General features: G+C 51.6%; 21 protein-coding genes and 1 pseudogene. 11 read left to right on the plus strand and 11 right to left on the minus strand.

The genetic code is table 11. From position 1 onward, the window contains the following. Positions 1-50 precede the first annotated feature (50 nt). From HMPREF9161_RS06505 to HMPREF9161_RS06530, 6 genes are all read right to left on the minus strand, one after another. Positions 51-1,319 carry a glutathionylspermidine synthase family protein gene (locus tag HMPREF9161_RS06505; RefSeq protein ID WP_009728894.1) on the minus strand — a complete coding sequence of 423 codons (1,269 nt, stop codon included), beginning with the start codon at positions 1,317-1,319 and terminating at the stop codon, positions 51-53. Between the two features lie 10 nt (positions 1,320-1,329). After that, complete coding sequence (locus HMPREF9161_RS06510) at positions 1,330-1,908, minus strand: hypothetical protein (RefSeq protein ID WP_009728895.1); 579 nt, start codon at positions 1,906-1,908, stop codon at positions 1,330-1,332. An 11-nt stretch (positions 1,909-1,919) separates the two neighbouring features. Further along, positions 1,920-2,351, minus strand: a complete 432-nt coding sequence (locus tag HMPREF9161_RS06515; protein ID WP_009728896.1) for a DUF350 domain-containing protein — start codon at positions 2,349-2,351, stop codon at positions 1,920-1,922. A 29-nt stretch (positions 2,352-2,380) separates the two neighbouring features. Beyond that, positions 2,381-3,349 carry a DUF4178 domain-containing protein gene (locus tag HMPREF9161_RS06520; RefSeq protein ID WP_009728897.1) on the minus strand — a complete coding sequence of 323 codons (969 nt, stop codon included), beginning with the start codon at positions 3,347-3,349 and terminating at the stop codon, positions 2,381-2,383. 82 nt (positions 3,350-3,431) lie between these two features. Next, positions 3,432-3,740, minus strand: a complete 309-nt coding sequence (locus tag HMPREF9161_RS06525; RefSeq protein ID WP_009728898.1) for an AzlD domain-containing protein — start codon at positions 3,738-3,740, stop codon at positions 3,432-3,434. After that, entirely contained in the window at positions 3,733-4,473 is a 741-nt protein-coding gene (locus HMPREF9161_RS06530) for an AzlC family ABC transporter permease (RefSeq protein WP_009728899.1), read from the minus strand. Before HMPREF9161_RS06530 ends, HMPREF9161_RS06525 begins: the two co-directional genes overlap by 8 nt. Before the next feature lie 178 nt (positions 4,474-4,651). Between HMPREF9161_RS06530 and relB the strand changes: the two genes are divergently transcribed. Both relB and HMPREF9161_RS06540 read left to right on the plus strand, forming a co-directional pair. Beyond that, a complete protein-coding gene (gene relB, locus HMPREF9161_RS06535; protein WP_009728900.1) occupies positions 4,652-4,873 on the plus strand; it encodes a type II toxin-antitoxin system RelB family antitoxin in 222 nt (73 codons plus the stop codon). Further along, positions 4,870-5,139 carry a type II toxin-antitoxin system RelE/ParE family toxin gene (locus tag HMPREF9161_RS06540; RefSeq protein WP_009728901.1) on the plus strand — a complete coding sequence of 90 codons (270 nt, stop codon included), beginning with the start codon at positions 4,870-4,872 and terminating at the stop codon, positions 5,137-5,139. Before relB ends, HMPREF9161_RS06540 begins: the two co-directional genes overlap by 4 nt. Positions 5,140-5,277: 138 nt before the next feature. Here HMPREF9161_RS06540 and HMPREF9161_RS10200 read toward each other — a convergent pair whose 3' ends face one another. Then, positions 5,278-5,901 (minus strand): DUF5713 family protein, encoded by a 624-nt coding sequence (locus HMPREF9161_RS10200; protein WP_009728902.1) that lies wholly within the window; start codon positions 5,899-5,901, stop codon positions 5,278-5,280. 161 nt (positions 5,902-6,062) lie between these two features. Next, positions 6,063-6,264 (minus strand): annotated as a pseudogene (locus tag HMPREF9161_RS10205) (heavy-metal-associated domain-containing protein); the annotation flags it as partial. Between the two features lie 204 nt (positions 6,265-6,468). Between HMPREF9161_RS10205 and HMPREF9161_RS06555 the strand changes: the two are divergent. Beyond that, positions 6,469-7,263, plus strand: a complete 795-nt coding sequence (locus tag HMPREF9161_RS06555; protein ID WP_009728903.1) for a hypothetical protein — start codon at positions 6,469-6,471, stop codon at positions 7,261-7,263. Then, positions 7,263-7,514, plus strand: coding sequence for a DUF4314 domain-containing protein (locus HMPREF9161_RS06560; RefSeq protein WP_009728904.1), 252 nt, complete (start codon positions 7,263-7,265; stop codon positions 7,512-7,514). The genes HMPREF9161_RS06555 and HMPREF9161_RS06560 overlap by 1 nt, the downstream gene beginning before the upstream one ends. 55 nt (positions 7,515-7,569) lie before the next feature. Here the strand turns inward: HMPREF9161_RS06560 and HMPREF9161_RS06565 are convergent, their stop codons facing one another. The 3 genes from HMPREF9161_RS06565 to HMPREF9161_RS06575 are packed head-to-tail and all read right to left on the minus strand — an operon-like array spanning position 7,570 to position 12,386. Further along, positions 7,570-8,949, minus strand: coding sequence for a restriction endonuclease subunit S (locus HMPREF9161_RS06565; protein WP_009439031.1), 1,380 nt, complete (start codon positions 8,947-8,949; stop codon positions 7,570-7,572). Then, positions 8,939-11,335: an N-6 DNA methylase gene (locus HMPREF9161_RS06570; RefSeq protein WP_009439073.1), complete on the minus strand. Its 2,397-nt coding sequence runs from the start codon at positions 11,333-11,335 to the stop codon at positions 8,939-8,941. The genes HMPREF9161_RS06565 and HMPREF9161_RS06570 overlap by 11 nt, the downstream gene beginning before the upstream one ends. Beyond that, positions 11,322-12,386, minus strand: a complete 1,065-nt coding sequence (locus HMPREF9161_RS06575) for a hypothetical protein (protein ID WP_009728905.1) — start codon at positions 12,384-12,386, stop codon at positions 11,322-11,324. The genes HMPREF9161_RS06570 and HMPREF9161_RS06575 overlap by 14 nt, the downstream gene beginning before the upstream one ends. 507 nt (positions 12,387-12,893) lie before the next feature. On the opposite strand from HMPREF9161_RS06575, the gene HMPREF9161_RS06580 reads away from it, so the two are divergent. From HMPREF9161_RS06580 to HMPREF9161_RS06605, 7 genes are all read left to right on the plus strand, one after another. Beyond that, on the plus strand, positions 12,894-13,073 hold the full coding sequence (locus HMPREF9161_RS06580; RefSeq protein WP_009728906.1) for a helix-turn-helix domain-containing protein: 180 nt from the start codon (positions 12,894-12,896) through the stop codon (positions 13,071-13,073). Between the two features lie 32 nt (positions 13,074-13,105). Beyond that, positions 13,106-15,400, plus strand: a complete 2,295-nt coding sequence (locus tag HMPREF9161_RS06585; protein WP_009728907.1) for a phage/plasmid primase, P4 family — start codon at positions 13,106-13,108, stop codon at positions 15,398-15,400. A gap of 421 nt (positions 15,401-15,821) precedes the next feature. Further along, on the plus strand, positions 15,822-16,193 hold the full coding sequence (locus tag HMPREF9161_RS06590) for a hypothetical protein (protein ID WP_009728908.1): 372 nt from the start codon (positions 15,822-15,824) through the stop codon (positions 16,191-16,193). A gap of 77 nt (positions 16,194-16,270) precedes the next feature. Then, complete coding sequence (locus HMPREF9161_RS06595) at positions 16,271-16,603, plus strand: hypothetical protein (RefSeq protein ID WP_009728909.1); 333 nt, start codon at positions 16,271-16,273, stop codon at positions 16,601-16,603. A 2-nt stretch (positions 16,604-16,605) separates the two neighbouring features. Continuing rightward, positions 16,606-17,535 carry a phage major capsid protein gene (locus HMPREF9161_RS06600; protein ID WP_009728910.1) on the plus strand — a complete coding sequence of 310 codons (930 nt, stop codon included), beginning with the start codon at positions 16,606-16,608 and terminating at the stop codon, positions 17,533-17,535. Positions 17,536-17,834: 299 nt separating this feature from the next. Beyond that, positions 17,835-17,996 carry a hypothetical protein gene (locus tag HMPREF9161_RS09960; RefSeq protein ID WP_009728911.1) on the plus strand — a complete coding sequence of 54 codons (162 nt, stop codon included), beginning with the start codon at positions 17,835-17,837 and terminating at the stop codon, positions 17,994-17,996. 71 nt (positions 17,997-18,067) lie between these two features. Then, positions 18,068-19,744 carry a recombinase family protein gene (locus HMPREF9161_RS06605; protein ID WP_009728912.1) on the plus strand — a complete coding sequence of 559 codons (1,677 nt, stop codon included), beginning with the start codon at positions 18,068-18,070 and terminating at the stop codon, positions 19,742-19,744. Positions 19,745-19,795: the final 51 nt, after the last annotated feature.

Raw genomic sequence — 19,795 nt, forward strand, 5'->3', positions numbered from 1 at the left:
ACTTGTATCTATTATAGCACATATTTTCGATAATGAGAAGAGCGAATATCCTATGATTCCGCGGTGACAAGCGGTACGAAATACGCCTCGGTCCCCGCGATCTCCTCGGGGGAGAAGCGCGCGCCGACGGCGGACGGCTCGCCGAAGAGCATGAAGCAGGACAGCGTGAGGTACCCGTCCTTTGTGCCGGAATCCACCGTGTGCCGAAAGCGCGGCTGACGGATGAAGTCCTGGCACATCGCCTTGCGGCTGGTACGGCAGACGATGTCGTCGTAGTTCTCCACATACTTTTCAAGGGCAGTCCGCGTGCGGCTGCCTTCTTTTTGTACGATGCTGACGTTGCGTCCCTCGCGCCCCCAAATCTCCTTGCGGATATAGGCGCCGTCGGCGAGTGCGGCGAAGTCGTCCTCGAAATACGACGGCGCGAGATAGCGCAGGGCGAGCGCGCATTCCTCCGCGGAGAAGAATTGCCGCGTCCGCGCGAGGGCGTAGACGAGCGCCATAAAGGATTTGTTCTGCAAAATGATCGCCTCGGGCGGGTTCATCATCGCAAACTTTCCCTTGTTGTAGAGGTCGAGGAACATCGCGCCGAGGGGCTCGTCCGCGGGCGTGCGCTCGTCGATGAGGATCTCCATCGGGTGCAGGCGGTAGAGCGCACCCGCATAGGCGTCGTCGGGGAGGACGATGCCGTTCGTGTCGATCTCCATATCGTAGAACGAGAGGAAGCGGATGTCCGCCTGCGGATGCGTCTCCCGCATGAGCCGCTGTAAAAAGAGCGTATTCGCCAGATCCTCCGGGTAGTCGTCAAAACAGGCGAAGACAAAAGGTGCCGCGGTGCCGGCGCAGCGCTCCCACACATGCGAGAGAAAGACGCGCAGCTGCGCCATGGTGCCCGCGTTCGGGTCGGCTTTACCGAAATAGTCCGCGGCGACGCCGTTCGCATAGTAGCTCTCGATGATGAAACAGGGCGTATCCGCGTTGATCTCCACCATGCGGATCTGTCCCGTCTCGTCCAGCACATAGTCGAACCGCGAGAGCCATGTCGGCAGTCCGAACGCGTTCGGCGCGCGCAGATAGGGCAGCAGCTCCTCGGGCATGTCCATCGCGCGCGCAAAATCGTCGGGCGCCTCCCGGAACACCGCCGCCGCCTTGCAAAACACATGAAAAAGCCCCCGCGACGCCGCACGCATCTCCTCGTAAAGCGTCTGCGGGAACTCCTGCGCCGTATGGGCGGGATAGCGATCCGCATAGTCGCCGTAATTGATATAGGTGAAAATATCGGGATCGAGCCGATCGATGTAGGTTTCGGATGCGCTCATGGCAGATTCCTCACGACCCGTGTCCGGACGAGCGCACCCCCGCGCGCCCAAAGCCAGATTTCCGCGTCAGCTGTTTGACATTCCCGCTCTTCTTCCCGTCATAATTCGTGCCGCTGCGTCCCCAATAGCCGCGTCCGGCGCCGCCGTGGTAGCGGGACACCCCTTGGACGCGGCCGGGCGGCGCGGGCAGCGCCTCGAGCGTCCCCACGGGGCGATAGGTCATCGCAGACACATCCATCGCGCCGCCGGGATAGGCGATCCCGTGGAATGCGAAATAGTTTGCGGCAATCGGCGCGAGGAGGCTCGCCGTGCCGTACTCCCAGATGAGATTGCCCGCCTCGTCGCGGCGAAACGTCACCGCCGTGTCGTCGTCGTAGAGCGCCGTCTCCGTCCCGTCGCCGCCGTTCATGAGCGTATAGCGCCGCCCATAGGCATCCGCGAGTCGCTGTTCGCCCGCATTCCATGCGGGATGTACGAGCGCGCACAGTTCATATGTGATGTCGTTGCGATAGTAATATCCCGCGCCGAGCGCCGCGACCGAAACAAATACGGCGGCGAGAATTTTTGCCTTTCGTCCTGCGTTCTCCATGGCGCGCCCCGTTAGCGCAGCGCGCCGCTGATCACGAGCGCAAGCCCGACAAAGATGCCGAAGACGAAGATGCCCGCCGCCGTATTGCCGCGCATGATCTCTTCGGGCAGCTCGTATTTCCGGTGCCAGATATTGATGATGAAGAACCCGAGGATGAAGAAAACAATGCCGACCGCCGCATAGACGGCGCTCGCGACGGCGCCGCCCACGAAATCAAGCGGCGCAGCATCATAGACGGGCGCAGCGATGACCGCCCGCAGAATCTCGCCGATCCCGATGAACGAACCGGCCGAGAGCCACGCGACCGCACGGTTGCCGCGCCGAATCTCCTCGGAGAAATCCCCGGGGATGAAGAAATCGATGACGACGTTCGAGACAATCATCATCAAGATGCCGAACATGGCGTAAAACGCGGTCAGCATGAGGACGGACAGATCGATCATAAGGGGCACTCCTATCTTCTCCTAAACTGCTACGGACGAACGACAACGGAACGACCGCGCACATCCCCTGTACGGACAACCTCCGCGTAGCGTGCGAGCGTATAGTCCCGTTTGAGTTTTTCCTGTGCGGGCGTGTCGTCGGCGCCGCGCGGCGCACAGGCAATGCGCGCCGTCCCCGCGGATGCGGCGGTGATCCGCGCCTCCTCCTGCACGGTGCGCAGGACGAAGGGATGCGCCGGCAGAGAGAGCTCCGTATGCCCCTCCATGATGCGCCCGTCGATACCCTCGATGAGATCGAGCGCCGCCGTCCCCGCATCCGTATCCACATCGTAGACCTTCGCGCCGTCCGCGCTGTGTTCCTTCGATTCGTACGGCGCATCCTCGACGCGCTCCTCCATCGCGTAGGGCATCCCCGCGAGGCGGCGCAGATCGTGCCATGTCCCGATATCGGGCATCTCATCGATCATGAAGAAGAAGAACAGCCCCACACCGAGAACGGTAACGCTCTGTGACAGCCCGTTCATGAACCGCTTCTTTCGCGCCGACCACTTCATCGCGCCGACGCGCGTCTCAGAGACCTCGGGATCGAGACGAATGTCCCCCGGCTTTACACTGTGTCCCTCGGCGGCATCCTGTGTGCCGCCCTTCCATGATTCGATGAAAAAGAAACGCTTTCCGTCCACATGCCGATACTGTCGGTACGATGCCGTATCCCCGACGGAGGCATCCGTGTCGCCCCACACGCCCGTGACGACCTGCTCCCCCTTGTCTCGGAGCGCGTAGCCCTGCGGCGCGGTCGACCGATGCGCCGTCCTGCTGAGCGTGCACGCGAGATTGTCCCCTTCGACGGTCAGCCACATGCGGCTCGCCTCACCCTCGGCGACAAGTCCGTATTCCGTCCAGCGGTCGTCCGAACCCTTCTCCTTATACCGGATTTTCTCCACGATCGTGTACGGCTTCCCCTCGACGAGGATGCCCGTCCAACAGTCGAAATCCATGAGAATACGCCCCTCTCATGATATGTTCTCTCTATTATATAATGAATATTTTGAGATAGCAAATGGGAGAGACCGCACGGGATTATGGGAAAAAGAGCAGTTCCACGAGAAAGACCGTCGCCGACGCCGCGGCGGCCGTGCGAAAGAGACTCGCCCCGTGCCACGCAAGCCAGCCGGAGACGGCGAATGCCGCCGCGCCCGCCGCCGGGAGACGCGTCGCCTCGACGATGGCGGGGAACGTCATCACCGCCAGCGTCACATACGGCACATAGTAGAGAAACGAGCGCACGAAGACATTTTTGATCTCGTGACGCAGGAGAAGTGCCGGCGTGAGACGGATCGCGATCGTTACCGCCGACATCACCGCGATATAACTCCAAATATCATGCATCGCCGTTCTCTCCTTCCGTGCGCACGGGGAAGAGCGCCGCGCCGAGACCCGCGATGAGCAGCGTCAGGATAATCGTTCGCGTGCCGCCCGAGAGATCCGACACGAGGGGCGCGTGTGCCGTCGCAAAGGACAGCAGGAAACTCGCGAGCACCATCCCGCCGATGACGCGGCTCTTTTTCGCGGGCGGCAGGATCACCCAGACGAACATGCCGTAGAGCGCGACCGAGAGCGCCGAGAGCGCCGCCGCGGGGAGAATCCCGCCCGCCATGATGCCGATCGACGTGCCGATCGACCAGACGGGAACCGAGACCGCGATCGCCCCGTAGTTATAGTACGGATCGATGCGGCCGCCGCGCGCGACCGTGATGCCGAAGATCTCGTCCGTTACGCCGAAGGAGACCGCAAGGCGGTGGGCGAGGGAGGTTTCCGAGGAGAACCGCTGCGTGAGCGCTGCCGCCATGAGCAGATAGCGCGCATTCGCCACAAGCGTCAGCACCGCCAGCTCGAGGTAGGGCGCATGCGCCGCGATCACCGTGAAGCCCGCGTACTCGCCCGCCGAGGCGATGTTGAGAAGACTCGTCACGAACCCCTGCCACGGCGTGAGGCCCGCGGTCTCCGCGAGAATGCCGAGCGTGAACGCCACGACAAAATATCCGAGCGCGATCGGCACCCCGTCGCGCATCCCCTCCATGAACGCCGCGCGGCGCGACGGCCGCATCTCTCCTTCGATCATATAGAATATCGACCTTTCTCGTATCTTTTTTCGCATCGTTCTCGAAATCCCATGAAAACATACTCTATTGTATGATAAAACGATTGCTTTGTAAAATAAAGACGCAGACACAAATGGAGCGGCACGGTTGAAAATTCCGCGCCGTTATTGTACACTATGGGAAAAGGAGGCGATCGGGATGGCCGTCATTGTCGAACTCACGGGAGAGGAAGAACGGCTCGCACAGAGCTATGCCAAAATCCACGGAACGTCTGTCGAAGAGGCGATGAAGCGAAACTTCTTCGAGATGATCGAGGATGAGTACGACGCCGCTGTGGCGGATGCGGCGTATGAGGAGTATGTCAAGAGCGGGAAAAAGTCGCGCCCCATCGAGGAACTGTGGGAGGAACTTGGCCTGTGAAATACCGCGTGGAGAGTGCAGCGAGTTTCGATAAAGACTTTAAGAAACTAGATAACTACACGAAACGCATGATTCAATCGTGGATTGAAAAGAATCTCATAGGCACCGAAGACCCGCGGGCACACGGCAGAGCGCTCACCGCAAACCGTAAGGGACAGTGGCGGTACCGCATCGGCGATTACCGATTGATCTGTCTTATTGAAGATACAAAGCATGTCATTCTTCTGCTAAGTGTAGAGCATCACAGGGATATATATACTGCCTGAGTTCATATATGAACAGTAAACGGGGCAGGCGCGCGAAATACCATCGCGCGTCTGCCCCGTTTCGTATGAGATGATACGGCGTCAGCCTAGTTCGTAGCCCGCATCGTCGAGGACGGCGGCATTCCCTCAGAGCCGCGCCTACCAATCCCTTTCGCGAATGGCTTCTTCGATATCGATGTCGATGCCGTGCGTCCATAGGATATAGCCGACGCCCTCGGCGATGCTCTCGCGCGCCGCCGTCTCGATTTCGCTGTCATTTTCTGCGAACACGTCCTCCAAATCGTTGATGGCGTTCACGATCTCGTCGAGCTTTGCCTGCACCGCATCGATTTCCGTCACACCGCCCGAGAGAAAATCGTCGAGTTTCAACAGCTGCGCCTTCACCTTATCGACCAAAAAGTCGGGGAAATATTCGTCGTCGTACATATCGCCCAGCAGTTCGTAATCGGGAGAGAATCCGCACTCGGCCACATCTATGATAGGTTTCGGCGCGGGGGGAACAGCCGGCATCGACTTACATCCGCCTGTCGCAAAATCGCTGAAGCATTGCTCCGGTATCTCCATCAACATGCCGTTGACATGCAGTTGATACATTCTCTTCGCTGGATTCTGCACAAAATGCGTCGCATCGATGCGTGCAATCTGTTTGTCTGCATACTTCTCGAGACGGAGCGTCCCCGCCCCAAACTCCTCTGTGAACGTCCGGTAATCGTCGTAGTTCAAGCAAAATAATTTCCCATCGACCGATGCGATGTGGTTCATCGTGTGCCGCCTTTCTAAGACCGTGATCGATTCCAACGATACGCGCCTATTATAAGAGAACCGCGTGAGGCGGAAATTAAAATCACGTTTCTTGCAAGCGCATATAATAAAAACTGCCGCAAGCGAAGTTCCGCATGCGGCAGTTCCTTTTTTGAGTCGGGTTAGCCCAATTCGTAGCCCGCGTCGTCGAAGGACGGCGGCGAGCTCCGTATGCGGGATGTCGCGGCTCGTCTTGAACATCGCGGTGCCGGCCTCGAGGCTGACGTTTACATCCGAGACGCCCTCCATGCCGGAGAGCGATTTCGTGACGTGCTTGACGCAGTTGGGGCAGGTCATGCCCTTGACGCTGATTGTTTTTTCCAATGATAAAAAGATGAGTTTTCTTAGGGATACATAATCAACGTAGTTTTATCGACAATCTTCAAGAGGAAGACGACCATGTGGATGCAAAAATCCTGCATGGTCGTTGCTTTATGAGAGTATATCTCAAAAAGTACTTGCAATTTCTGCCTCGGCGAGTGATAGATAGACATGGAAAACCACACCATTACAAAGGAGGACAACATCATGGAACGCAATTACAACGTGAGCGGAGCAGACCGCAAGCGCCTAGTCAAGACTATCGGAGATGCTTTGGGAATCAGACCAAAGTATATGGAGACACCGAGCTTTGCCTTTCAGATTGGCAGTTACGAGGTCACTAAGCACGGCGTGCTGATTTTCGAGAAGGATGAGCAGACGGCAAACGTCCTCGCAGCCATTGAAGCAGCAGGATTCATGGCAGAGCAGTCCGAAGGGGATGTTCTCACTGACAGCAGTATGGAAGAGGCCAAGGACACTCTGCAGGAGGAGGGTACACAGATTACGGAGATTGAAGCGATGGCGCAGACAGTCGAGGAACACATCATGGAGGAATCTGCCCCCATTGAGTCACAGGAGGATATCGTCAATCTTTCTATCAGTATGCCGAGGGAAAATTTCTCCGACACTGCATTGGCAAATTTAGATGCCTTGCTCAAAAGCAAAGGGAATCTCATCAAGGCGGCGTTCGACATCGAGGAGGTAAACTATACGCTGACAGAGGAGCGGATTACTTTCGCATGGTTTCACGGAACACTCACGCCGGAGGCGTATCGTGCCTACGCTGATTTCATCAGCAAGCTGTGCGATATGGCACAGCGGCAGAAGCGTGTACTTGCCAAAGAAAAGAAAGTGGACAACCCCAAGTACGCATTCCGCTGCTTCCTTTTGCGATTGGGGTTGATTGGAAATAAGTATAAGACCACCCGGAAAATTCTCCTTCAGAATCTTTGGGGGAACAGTGCATTCAAATGCGGACATCGCAAAGGAGACTGCTTATAATGAAATTTCCCAGTAAAGAACACATCGAAATGTTCCGCAAAAAGTACCCCGCGGGGACGGTGGTCGAGATTATCTCGATAGAAGATACCCAAGCGCCTCCTGCCGGGACATTGGGGACGGTTTGGGGAGTAGACGATGCTGGAAGCATTTTGGTGCGCTGGCAAAATGGCTCATCCCTAAGCCTTATTCCTGAAGTGGACGAATTCCGAAGTATGAAGGCTGCAAATAAAAAGTCAAGCCATCAACAGTAAAAAGATGAGGAGTTGAGGAAAGGCACGGAAAGATTTTTTCTCCGTGCCTTCAGATTTACGCAAATATAGTCTTCTCGAAATCTGTGTAGGCTTTTTTCCTTAATTCTTCAGCTTTTGTATAGAACTTGTCGGCTCCGTCTTTTGTGGAGTAGTATTTCTTGATGATTTCCTCTTGCTCTGAGATTGAGGGAATCGGGATACGGATAGAACCTATTTCGTCACTATTTATATTACACTGTCCTGCTGTTTGTCTGCTCATAGTATCGATTTGAAATCGTACCAATGGAAGCATGAATAGGATGTTCACATATTCTGGCAAAACTATAGAAGTATCAAACCGATACCGTATGACGTATGAGGCATAGGTGTAATCGCCGTCAAGGTTAAAGACTGCTGATTTCCCAACGAGCTCTTTGCTGTTTGTTCTGTTAATCAGGAAGTCGCCTTTACGTAATAACCATTTATCCGGCTCCCTTGCCGTAGTCGCAGTTTTGCGTGGTAAGTACTTTAAATCGTCTAAATCAAGAGCCCCATCGACGATGTTAGGCATTCGCAGCATTGGTATCATACCCGTTTTCTGTGTGGGAGATGCCTTTATCGACAGCCCGAAAAGCGACTCCTTTGTAAGTTCCGCAATTGTGTGTATGGGGGATTTGAAACTGTTATAGACCTTGTCCAATTTGCCTTCTTTTAAACCAAACGCAACTTCCCAGCGTGATACGGATGAATAAGATATGATTTGAAGAATCGATGATGTTGTCGCTGTCGACACATCCTGCTCCTTCAAATCTGAAACTGTAGACTGGATATCGAATAGTAAGCCACTGCTGAAATCGTCCCCGTCAGACATACTTTTTTCGGCCGCCGCAATCGTGGCGTGATATACCTTTAGGATCTGTTCTTGTTCCGGGATTGGCGGAATAGGTGCCTCAATAGCTGCTAATTTTTCATAACTCAACGTTTGTCTAACCGAACCTGTGGTTGAATCTTTGATTAAAGTGTTGAAGTATTCGCTCCTCATCATCAACCATAAGAATTGTGGAATTAGAGTTTCCATGCAGCTGAAAACGACATATGCGGGACTGATGTAGTCACCTTTTAAATCGGCTGTTTTAATGCCTATAGAGCCGACATTGATCCTGTACGGGTTATAAGCAAGCCAACCGCTTTCTACCCTGTGGTATTTCTGCTTTATCTTCTTACCCTTTTTAACACCGGCATCAAACATTCCGACCTTATTGGAAACGCCAAGAATAGTGCAATCCTCATCAGGGTAATCGGATAGCTGAATCTTTTCTGTTTGATGAATTAAATGCTTTCCTAATGGCTCTACTGGATAGATTGACTTTATCTTGTTTAGCAGAAACTGCTTTACATCCCACTGCCCAAGTGAAGAAAACAAAACATTGGAAAGGATGGCCGACTTATTGTTCATTTAATACAACCTCCTTTTCATGGCTGTTTCTGCAATAAAATCCGTCTGCATTAAGACTGTATTCGACATTGATTTTTTCTGAATACCATAAGTGGTTCTGAATTCGATAATCCCGATATTCATTCACCAAGGCAGGTAACTGATTGCCTTCTGATGCCGCTCCGGTGGTAGTGATTCCTGCATCATCGATCTTTGCAATCGGCACATCGTAGTCAAATTTTTTCTTTACGACGGGTTTGGTCTCATCCGCGATCTGTTTCTGCAGGTCTTTGAGAGCCTTCTCTGCAGACTTCTTCGAGTCTCTGTTTTCTTTCTGTTCCAGCTGAATGGCTTCGACCTCTTTCTCAATTGCAGAGAAATCCGCATCTTTTGCTTTTTTTGCCTGTTTCATTCGAATACGAGCATCCTTCAAATCTTTTTTTAAGATATCTGTATTGGAGCTACATTCGGCGATAGTGGTATTCAGGTCGTCGATTTCGGGTTGATGAAGTGCGGTTACTTCATCGAGCGCAGTTTTTTTACAACGAGCATATTCTTGCTCTTCCTCATCTGTAAACTTGCGCATAAAGACGAGGGACGGCTTTACTGTTGCTCCTGCTGCGATGAACACATCTTGGGGGATCGAGCAAATGAGTATAAGTTTTGCACGTCCTTCAAAGTATTCTCTGACTGTGGCAAGGTTTTTATTGTTAAGTACGCCTTCGGGGAGAACCATGCCCATCCTTCCACCTTTTTTGAGCAAACGAAGACACCGCTCCATAAAAAGAACTTCCGTAAGGGTACTTGTGTTGCCAAGGTCGTAAAGCGAGAGTAGGGATGCACCGATGTGGTCATCAACCTGTTTAAGAGCTTCATCATAGGATTTCCCATATTTTTGTTTGTATTTTCTTTTCATCTCCTCATCAGTAAAGCGATCAGCCTCGGAAATGAGCTGATTACGGTCAACATTCTGACCAAATGGCGGATTTGTCAGAATTACATCAAATCTTTCCTCGAATATACCGTTGACATTGAGCAGACCATCGTGATGATGTACGCCGCCGTGACCATCACCATGCATAATCATGTTCATTTTGGATGTTCGTGCCATACGAGGATTTGCATCCGTTCCATAAATACAATTGCGGGAAAGCTGATACATTCGACTCTCCTTGATAGAAGTATCTAGTTCAGTATTCAGTGCAGTTTGCATCGCATCTATTTTATCGCTGATTTCTATCTGTTCTTCTTCCAGCTTGCTGTCAAAGTCATTTCCTTCAAGAGAAGCTCTCAGTTTTTCTTTCTGTAATCTGACATCAGCCTCTATTTTCTCACGCACATATTCAAATGCTTTGATGAGAAACCCCCCAGAGCCGCAAGTTGGATCGCAGATAACTTCCCCTTCCTGAGGATCGAGTATCTCCGTCATAAAATCCACAATTGTTCTCGGCGTAAAGAATTGTCCAAGTTCACCGCGAAAAGTTGTACCGAGAAATTGCTCAAAAGCGATGCCTTTTACATCATCCTGTGTATCAGACAAATTGTAATTTTCCAGCTTCTCCAAAATCTGCACAAAGCTGTTCTCTCTGATTTTAATTTCATCATTATCCTCGAACAGATGGTCTTCTTTAAATTCGATTTTTGTGGTGTCGAATAGGTTCTGCATATAAGCTTGGTCAATACCTCTCGCTTTTAACCCGGGACGCATATTTTTTTCGTAATTATCAGCTTGAGACAGATATTCCGCTTTGGTAAATACTTTTGTGCCTCTTTGCTGACGCTCATATCTGATTTTCATAAAAAGTAGTTTGCTGATTTCGTCAAATGCCGCCTCTGGTGATAATTTATCATTATTGCGGATGATGTTATGGCAAGCCTGTAAAGTTTTTGTAAATTCCTCACGTGTGAATGTCTTTGTCTGATTCTTGATTTGCTCAATTTTCTTAGCGTCGTCGATGTCCTTAGCAGTAGGTATGGCTACAACTTCCTCCAGTTTTTGTGGAAGAAATGCCGGATCAACATTAAAGAACTTTGTTTCCTTCTCGTTTGTAGTAACAAAGAAATCAGCGTGTGCCCAAGCGGCATAGTTGAAGCCTTGATAGTAGTCCTCTACGCGGATTTTTACATTTTCAGCTTTGCATTCTATAACTATAAAAGCTGTTTTTTTATCATCTTTATCTTTTTTGCTTTTCCATATTACAATATCTGCACGAGCCTTGCCTTGCCCACGCTGCGAATTATTGACTTTTAACTCTTGCGCCATCTGGTCTAAAGAGTACCCATAGTCATTCACCAGAGTACAGACATATCTCTGCCTAACCTTTTCCTCCGGTTTTGCAACAAGCCACTTATTTGCTAATGGGCAAAATACCTTGCCATCTTTTTCTTGATATTCAAGCTTTGCCATTGTAATTCTCCTCCGTTTGCATTTTCTTTCCCGCCTTTAACATTCTCTTGCGATTGCGAAATTCTCGCTGATTTTTGGCATTCCGTGCTTTCTGGCATTTTTCCTTGTCGCAGTATTCCTGCCGATTGTTCCTGCGAATGAAGAAGTCTCCGCAGTGGCGGCAGGTCATCATAACGCCCGTCAATCCTTCGTGAGAACCACCGTGGTGTTCCTCGATGGGATCTTCTGACATCATGTGGGCAAGGGTGAGCCAAGCAATCTCAAAGACCGAATCCACATCTACGGCAAAGGTCATACGTCCTGTTTTCGGACTGAGTTTGAGCTGCAGACGGAAATCCGGGACACTTTCCATGAGCAAATCCCGTAGCCGCTCGTAGTCATCGAAAGGCTCCACAGCATAATCGCCATCGGCGGTCTGCTTGGCAGGGTGCGCCTCCATATACGTGCGCTCGAGTTGCATTTCCTTGAGCAAGTTGTCCTTGGCGGCGCTCACGTCAATATTTTTTACATTCCTCATGTTATGTTTGTACCGCTCCAAGTACGGCAGCCCCGGGAAGCGTTTCTCTTCATCGTACATATCGTAGGTTTCATCGGAATCTCCCTCGCAAATCCGCATGAGAGCCGTGTAGAAACGGGCAGTATCATAGAGCTTCCCGAGTTCTTCCATAAAGGCATGAAGGGAGAAGGTGGCATCACGGCCAGCAAGCTCCGCTGTCATGTCGCAAAGGTCGAATTGCTCATCCGTCAATTCGCCGTAGACTTCATCTATATGATAAGGGTGCATCACATCCTTGCACCAGTCCAAAATCAAATCCGTGAATGGCTTCTCTTTTGGGAGGTCATTTATTTTTTTTGCCAGATTGCACAAGCTGGAAAGTATGTATCCTCCCGAAATGCAATCCTTCTGCGTTATATCCGGGGGATGATGAGCGTCGCATACGGGTATGGCAGCCCAAGTACCGTCCTTCAAATAATCAATCTCATAATCGGCAAAGCGGAAGCTGTGGTAGACAAGCTGTCCCACGCCGCCGACTTCCCCAAAACCGAGCATATCCGTCTGCCTGTTGGCTCTCATGTTGTTTCGTCTATATCCCATCATTATCACACCAATCGTTTGATAGTAAGCGTTAGAGTAAGTATAAGCGTGAGTGTGAATATGTTGATTACGGTTATAGTTTATAGTAGAATAGAAACAAATACAAGGGGGTGTGAAAAAAATTTTTTCAAGAAAATAAAACACGTTCCCAATCGTCAGCGGATGTCAGCCGGAAACGGCGGTTTCCCGCATCAAGGGAGGAGTCTTTCTGTTTTGAGAGGAGATGCACCGTGAAGGACAGAAAACGACAACGGGAGAATCGGCGAAGGAAGCATCGAGAGGAGGGGCTTGAGAGGAAAAACATCTTCGGCGTCAAGGACATGACCGCCTACAATGCCGTCCAACGAATACGGATTGGAGGAAGGGCAACGCTCAAGCTGGCATAACAGAATAGGACGCATACGCGCCGCTCGAATGTTCGAGTGGTTTTTGTTTGCCCATTTTTAAGGGAGGTAGGTGTATATGGAGAAAACGACCATGAGCGTGCGGGAATTGGCGGAGCGGATGGGCATCAGTCTGCCGATGGCATACGACCTGACTCGCCGTGCAGACTTTCCGAGCATCCGGGTGGGAGCGAGAATCCTCATTCCCGTCGAGGCGTTCCATACGTGGCTTGCCAAGGAAGCAAGCCACAAAGCGTAATGTATGACTGATTTTGCAAAGGAGGTGATATTTTGCAGGAGCTGAAAGCACAGAAGATATGGGTGTGTTGGCGATACACCATGGTCAAAGGGTGCAGGACGAAAAAGCCGTTCTCGGCTTATGGAACGGCAACGGGAACGGATGCACCGCATCGACATTCTTGGGTGACGTATGATGAGGCTCTGACGGCCTCCAAGGAGAAGCACTTTGACGGCATAGGATTCATTATTCCCGAAGGATATGTATTCCTCGACATTGACCACAGAGGTTTGGATGATCCTCTGGTACAGACCATGCTCCAAAGGTTCGATACCTACGCCGAGCATTCTGTCAGTGGCGAGGGCATACACTTCTACGGAAAATGCGACCGGGAGAAGATCCCCTCCTATATTGACGGCAAAGGTCAGCGAAAACTCGACAAGACATACTACACGAAGCATCCCAAAACCAAAATCGAACTGTATGTCGGTGGTATGACCAATCGCTTCGCCGTCTTTACGGGGAACGTCATAAGCGACAAGCCGCTCAAAGACTGTACGGCAGCCGTTCTTACCACGTTGGATAAGGATATGCGCCGCTCCAAGAAGCAGAAGTACAGTGCCAAGCGGGATGGGGACAGGAATATCTACAACACCATCTCCAAGCTACGGGAGCAGAAGAACGGCGAGAAGTTCGCCGCGCTCTTTGACCGTGGGGACATCACGGGCTACGGCTCTCCATCGGAGGCAGATGCCGCCCTCTGTTCCTTGATTGCCTTTCGTACCGGCGCGGATGCCGAGATGATCGATGCCATTTTCCGTCAATCCGCGCTCTATCGTGAGAAGTGGGAACGGGAGGATTATCGGGAGGCGACCATCGCGGTCGGGATTGAAGCCTGTCAAGGCGTGTTCCATCGCTCTAAGATGGAGCATCCCTATTTTATCCGCTTTCATGAGAAGACGGGCGCACCGTATGTGGAGCCTTCCATGCTTGCCAAGTATGTGCGGGAACATTTGGATTACATCCTCGTTCGGAACAGCGGGAAGCAGGGAATGATCAAGTACGTATACGAGCGGGGCGCTTACCGCATCTATGCCGACGACATGATGAAGGGCGTCATCAAGAAATTCATCGCCGATTATGACGAGGAACTGGTGCGCATCAAGCCGATCAACGAGGCATTTCAGCTTCTAGCGACCGACCTCGACTATGTGCCGCAGGAAAAGCTCGACGCCGACGAGCGTCTTATCAACTTTCGGAACGGCTTGCTCTATGTGTCCGCTGCGGAAGCCGTGCTCCATCCGCACTCTCCCAAGGCGATGTCTACCATTCAAATTCCCTGCAACTGGACGGGGAAGGAAACGCCGACGCCTGTATTTGACCGCTATATGCATATACTGACGGGCGGTGATGCAGCCATTCGGCAGCTCCTCCTTGAATTTATGGGAGCGTGTATCTCCAATGTGAAGGGATGGCGCATGAAAAAAGCACTTTTCCTCGTGGGGGAGGGAGATACGGGAAAGTCACAGTTAAAGAGCCTCGTGGAGCGGCTGTTGGGCACAGGAAACTACATCGGAATTGACCTCGCGGAGATTGAGGCGCGATTCGGAACGGGAACACTCTACGGCACACGTCTTGCGGGAAGTTCCGATATGAGCTTCCTTACCGTTGCGGAATTGAAGACCTTCAAGAAAATCACAGGTGGGGACAGCCTTTTTGCCGAGTTCAAAGGACAGCAGGGATTTGAGTTCACTTACGGCGGTCTCCTCTGGTTCTGTATGAACCGTCTGCCGAAATTCGGCGGGGATGATGGGAAGTGGGTGTATAACCGCATCATGGCAGTGAACTGCCCCAATCCAATTCCAAAGGATGCGCAGGACAAGCTGCTTCTCGAGAAGATGTATGCCGAGCGGGAGGGCATTGTCTACAAGGCTGTGCTTGCCTTGCAGACGGTCATCGCCAACGGCTATCGGTTCTCCGAGCCGGAATCTATTCATGTGATTCGTGAGACTTACCGCAGAGAGAACAATACCGTTATTTGCTTCTTCGAGGAATGCATGGAGGAACGAGAGGAGTCGAAATACACCGATGGCGCTACTACGGGGAGAATCTACAATGTGTACAAGGCTTGGTGTCAGGACAACAACCATGGCTTCTCCAAGACGGCGAAGGAGTTCCGTGACGAACTTGCGGCTCACGTGGGCAGCACCTTCAAGGACATCTCGCTCCACACGCGCACAGGCACATATTACAGGAAGTTCACGCTCACGCAGGAAGTGATGATGCACTACCGAAAAACCTTTGATTTCTATGCGGCAGGCGACTTTTTGGAGGACTTTCTCGCCTGAACGTGACAGTTCTATGACTGCCCGTGAATGCAGGAATTGCGCTGTTTTGCCTATGCTCCGTGATTCCTCTGTGACGGTCTGAAACCGTAGGAATCACACGAGGAAGCCAATCATCTCAAGGGATTAAGTCAACCTGTGAACGGTGTGACAGTTTTTCAAACTTCTTGGGGGGATTTGAAAAAGTTAGGAAGATATAGATATGAAGTATAAAGATATGAAAGATATGAAAAGAACGGGGGAGGTTCTGTCACGGATGTCATGAAAATCTGTAAAGCCCTGCGGGATAAGCCGTTGCGCGTGTTTTTCATTGTCACGCGGCAAGCACGGGAAGAATCACGCCATCACAACAAATCACCGACTGCTGTCATGCCGGAGAAAACCTGCATTTTCGCTAGTGAAAATCTTAAGGGAGGCTGTATATATGTCAAAACGAGACCGTATGCTTCGGGACTTGTGCAAGTCCTTGGGCAAGCATTACATCATCGTTACCATCGATCTTGAACGTGTCATTTACCGCGATTTCGGCAACGGATTCCATGTGGAAATCAGCGGCGTGCATACGAGCAAGGAAAACAAGAGGGCAACGCTCTATCTGTGGCACGGAAACAGTGCGCCGGCTTGCCTCATTGTGAAGACCGTTTCCGATGTTCCTCGCGGAAGCATCGGGGATGTAGCAGAGGAACTTCTCCGCTATTCCGAGGAGCTGATTCGCTCCGGGAAGGGGGACAGAGACACGCTCTTTCAAATGCTTCATCCGGAAATGTGTGGCAGGAACGCCACAGCAAGATCATAAGTCGAATGTCAACGCGACAGATGAGAAGCGTCTGCCGCTGTATTGCTGCCTTGCTTGCAGCAGGAAGGAGGAACTGTATGTTCCATCACGCTCAAAACTATCCCCTTATCCCTACCGTCAAGAACGGCACGCGCCTTCATCCGCAGAACAATCTTTGCTCGGAGGAGCACACACGCAACATCTACGATCTCTATATGACGCGTGAATTGGTGCGCAACGAGTATAACGAGGTGCGCGGCTTCTATCGTCTTCATGCCAAGAATCCCCACACACTGGATATGGCATTGGTTTATGACATTGAATGCCCCAAGTGCGGCAATCTCTTGAAGCAAGTGGGACATTGTCTGAACGATCATGAACTGGGGCTGTATGCCTGCCGGGTATGCGATAAGAAAAAGGGAGGATTTTGATTATGTCTGCAAATTTCAATATCATCGGTACGTCCGACTACCGTAAAAACTTCTGGAACGCCATGCGCCAAGAGCCGTACAACTGCATGGTTCTCAATCATGCGGAGGGGAAACCTGTATCGGCGTATACGCTTCCCGCCGAAGACGCTTCCTCTATGGACGATTTCATCAAGCAGGAGAGCATTTCGCGGAACCTCTGCACCACGGTGAAGTTCTACGGTGGGGCAAGCCGCATCTTTGCCCATGACTGCGCCGATTTTGCTAACTGGGTACCGGAAGGAAGTGTCATCCCGCTCTATGACGGCTTGAATGACTTTACCAGATACCCGGTGGACTCCCATAAACTTGCCGTGTTCGTCAAATTGACCGAGGAATTCGTGCATGATGCCGCCTTCGATATGGAGGAGCATCTTACCCGTCGCTTTGCCAAGAACTTTGCCAAAGCCGAGGACGATGCTTTTCTGAACGGTGACGGGGCAAATAAGCCCACAGGACTTCTCCATGCCGAAAAAGGAGCGGAAGTCGGTGCGACTGCCAAGAAGCTGTCCTTCGATGACCTTATCAAGCTGTATGCATCGGTGAAACCGGAGTACCGCAGCAAAGGCACATGGCTGATGAATGATGATACGGCTCTTTTTCTTCGCACGATGAAGGATGATAGCGGAGCCTATCTCTGGAACAGCGATAAGGACACCATTCTCGGCAAGCCTGTGGTTATTGGTGAGGGGATGCCAAACGCCGAGAGCGGGAAATTTCCTGTGCTTTTCGGAGATTTCAGCTACTACTGGATGATTCATCGCTCTCCCGTTCGTGTGCGCTCCCTCAAGGAGAAATTTGCGCTTCACGGACAAGTCGGTTATCTCGCCATGGAATTCGTGGACGGCAGACTCATGCGCAGGGAGGCTGTCAAGGCACTCAAGATAACTGCATAAAGGTGTTATGGGTACGGCGGAGTGATTTGCTCCGCTGTATCTGTTTTCGGCAGGGAGGAAGGATAGAGCTTTGATTTTTATGGGACAGCATTGTGCCGGATCGCCTCCCAATAGCCGCTATTTATCTCTATGACGGGTTAATCCCTCGTTTGAATTGTCGTTTTTGTGCGCGTGACCCAGCGCCGGTCACCACGCCAAAAGATTGTAGAGATTTGACCGCCCCCTGGGGGCGTCGTCAGAGGACGTAGCGAAACGTGACACCCTTGATGCTATCACAAATAAGGAAGGGAGGGGAAGCAATGACAAATACACAGTCAAGAGAGCGCAATCTGCAGGACACCGTCTATATTGTAGAAGATATTATCAGCGACACGGCTAAGGAAACCGTAATGGACAAGGTGCAAAAACTCATCCTGCGGGATGCGGAGGCTTTAGCGAAAGATTCGGCGATTTCGCCGTAATCCGCTTGACTTCTTCACAGCAGTACGGGAATATGAAGTACCACTTGAAGATTGTCGGAAAGGAGGATATCATGGGCAGACAATCACAAACTGCCGTGGAGAACGGTGAAAAAATCACAGCCTTGTACTGCCGTCTCTCGCGGGACGATGATATGCAAGGCGATTCCAACAGCATCCGCAATCAGAAAGCCATCCTCGAAAAATATGCTGTTGACAACGGGTTTCGGAATCGCGAGTTCTTCGTGGATGACGGATACAGCGGGACGAATTTCGACCGCCCCGACTGGCAGCGACTCATAGCAAAGGCAGAGCGCGGGCAAGTAGGGACGGTCATCGTGAAGGACATGAGCCGTTTGGGGCGCAACTATCTCCGGGTGGGCTATTATACGGAGATGTTTTTCCCGGATGCGGGCATACGCTTCATTGCCGTCAACAACGGCGTGGACAGTGCCAATCAGCAGGACAGCGATTTCACGCCCTTCATCAATATCATCAACGAATGGTATGCCAAGGACACCAGCAAGAAAATCAAGGCTGTTTTCAAGGCGAAGGGGGAATCCGGGCGGCACATGGCAAACCGTGCGCCTTATGGCTACATGAAAGACCCGCAAAACAAGGAGCGTTGGATTCCTGATGAAATTGCCGCTCCCTTGGTGAAAGCTATGTTCCGCAAGTGTATGCAGGGATTTGGTCCCGGATGGATTGCCCGGGAACTCAGGGAGCAGAAGGTTTTAAATCCGATTCTTCATGCCAAGGTCAGGGACGGGAAAATTTCAAGGCAGGAAGCGGAAGCCATGCCGAACGCTTTTGTGTGGAGTTCGACTTATGTGGCCGATATTTTAAGACGCCCGGATTATTTGGGGCATACGGTCAATTTCAAGACGTACAAAAAATCCTATCGCACAAGAGGCGTATATCTGAACGATCCTTCGGAGTGGGTGATTTTTGAAAATACGCAGGAGCCGATTATCGACCAAGAGACCTTCGATATTGTGCAGCGCATTCGTGAGGGACGACGGAAAAAGACATTCCTCGGTATTCCCGATATGCTTTCGGGGATTCTCTATTGTGCGGACTGCAAGGAAAAGATGGGAGCGGTTCGGCAGGGCAATCGTCGAAGGGAACTCGACCATTATGTGTGCGACAACTATCGCAGGAAAAAAGCGCAAAAACTCTGCGACGGCAGAAGCCACACGATCCGTATCAATAAAATTGAGGGGATTCTCCTTCATGCCATTCGGCGCGTTACAGACTTTGCCCGTGCGCATGAGGACGAGTTCATCGCTTTGATTGTCAAGAAATCAAGAAAAGCGGCGGACAAGGCTCTGCGTGATGCCAAAAGGGAAATGGAACAGGCAGGCAAGCGTATGCGGAAACTGGATCTGCTGATTCAGCGGCTTTACGAGGACAATGTGGACGGAAAGGTTTCCGATGAGCGTTTCACCAAACTGACCGCCACTTATGAGAATGAGCAGAGCGTCTTGACTGCACGGATGAAGGAATTGCAAGCTGTGGTCGCCAAGGAATCGAAAACCGCAGCCAATGTGAACGGCTTCCTTTCCATCGTCAGGAAGTATACGGACATCCCGGAGCTTACCTCAGAAATCGTCCGTGAGTTCATCGAGAAGGTGTACATCTTCCACCCGGAAGTGGTGGACGGCAAACGCACACAGAAAATCGTCATCGTGTGGAACTGCATCGGAGAGTTCAACGCCCGGACTTTGGATGCGGAAAACGAACAGGCATAGCCGGTTTTACGGACTGGCTGTGCCATATTTTTTTGCGAAAGCGGTATCCAT

This window comes from Selenomonas sp. F0473 (assembly GCF_000315545.1).
In the GTDB taxonomy this organism is placed as follows: domain Bacteria; phylum Bacillota; class Negativicutes; order Selenomonadales; family Selenomonadaceae; genus Centipeda.

Coding starts and splice junctions, on each gene's coding strand:
- HMPREF9161_RS06505 (WP_009728894.1), bottom strand. CDS start 1,319: ATGAGCGCATCCGAAACCTACATCGATCGGCTCGATCCCGATATTTTC.
- HMPREF9161_RS06510 (WP_009728895.1), bottom strand. CDS start 1,908: ATGGAGAACGCAGGACGAAAGGCAAAAATTCTCGCCGCCGTATTTGTT.
- HMPREF9161_RS06515 (WP_009728896.1), bottom strand. CDS start 2,351: ATGATCGATCTGTCCGTCCTCATGCTGACCGCGTTTTACGCCATGTTC.
- HMPREF9161_RS06520 (WP_009728897.1), bottom strand. CDS start 3,349: ATGGATTTCGACTGTTGGACGGGCATCCTCGTCGAGGGGAAGCCGTAC.
- HMPREF9161_RS06525 (WP_009728898.1), bottom strand. CDS start 3,740: ATGCATGATATTTGGAGTTATATCGCGGTGATGTCGGCGGTAACGATC.
- HMPREF9161_RS06530 (WP_009728899.1), bottom strand. CDS start 4,473: ATGATCGAAGGAGAGATGCGGCCGTCGCGCCGCGCGGCGTTCATGGAG.
- relB (WP_009728900.1), top strand. CDS start 4,652: ATGGCCGTCATTGTCGAACTCACGGGAGAGGAAGAACGGCTCGCACAG.
- HMPREF9161_RS10200 (WP_009728902.1), bottom strand. CDS start 5,901: ATGAACCACATCGCATCGGTCGATGGGAAATTATTTTGCTTGAACTAC.
- HMPREF9161_RS06555 (WP_009728903.1), top strand. CDS start 6,469: ATGGAACGCAATTACAACGTGAGCGGAGCAGACCGCAAGCGCCTAGTC.
- HMPREF9161_RS06560 (WP_009728904.1), top strand. CDS start 7,263: ATGAAATTTCCCAGTAAAGAACACATCGAAATGTTCCGCAAAAAGTAC.
- HMPREF9161_RS06565 (WP_009439031.1), bottom strand. CDS start 8,949: ATGAACAATAAGTCGGCCATCCTTTCCAATGTTTTGTTTTCTTCACTT.
- HMPREF9161_RS06570 (WP_009439073.1), bottom strand. CDS start 11,335: ATGGCAAAGCTTGAATATCAAGAAAAAGATGGCAAGGTATTTTGCCCA.
- HMPREF9161_RS06575 (WP_009728905.1), bottom strand. CDS start 12,386: ATGCTCGGTTTTGGGGAAGTCGGCGGCGTGGGACAGCTTGTCTACCAC.
- HMPREF9161_RS06580 (WP_009728906.1), top strand. CDS start 12,894: ATGGAGAAAACGACCATGAGCGTGCGGGAATTGGCGGAGCGGATGGGC.
- HMPREF9161_RS06590 (WP_009728908.1), top strand. CDS start 15,822: ATGTCAAAACGAGACCGTATGCTTCGGGACTTGTGCAAGTCCTTGGGC.
- HMPREF9161_RS06595 (WP_009728909.1), top strand. CDS start 16,271: ATGTTCCATCACGCTCAAAACTATCCCCTTATCCCTACCGTCAAGAAC.
- HMPREF9161_RS06600 (WP_009728910.1), top strand. CDS start 16,606: ATGTCTGCAAATTTCAATATCATCGGTACGTCCGACTACCGTAAAAAC.
- HMPREF9161_RS09960 (WP_009728911.1), top strand. CDS start 17,835: ATGACAAATACACAGTCAAGAGAGCGCAATCTGCAGGACACCGTCTAT.
- HMPREF9161_RS06605 (WP_009728912.1), top strand. CDS start 18,068: ATGGGCAGACAATCACAAACTGCCGTGGAGAACGGTGAAAAAATCACA.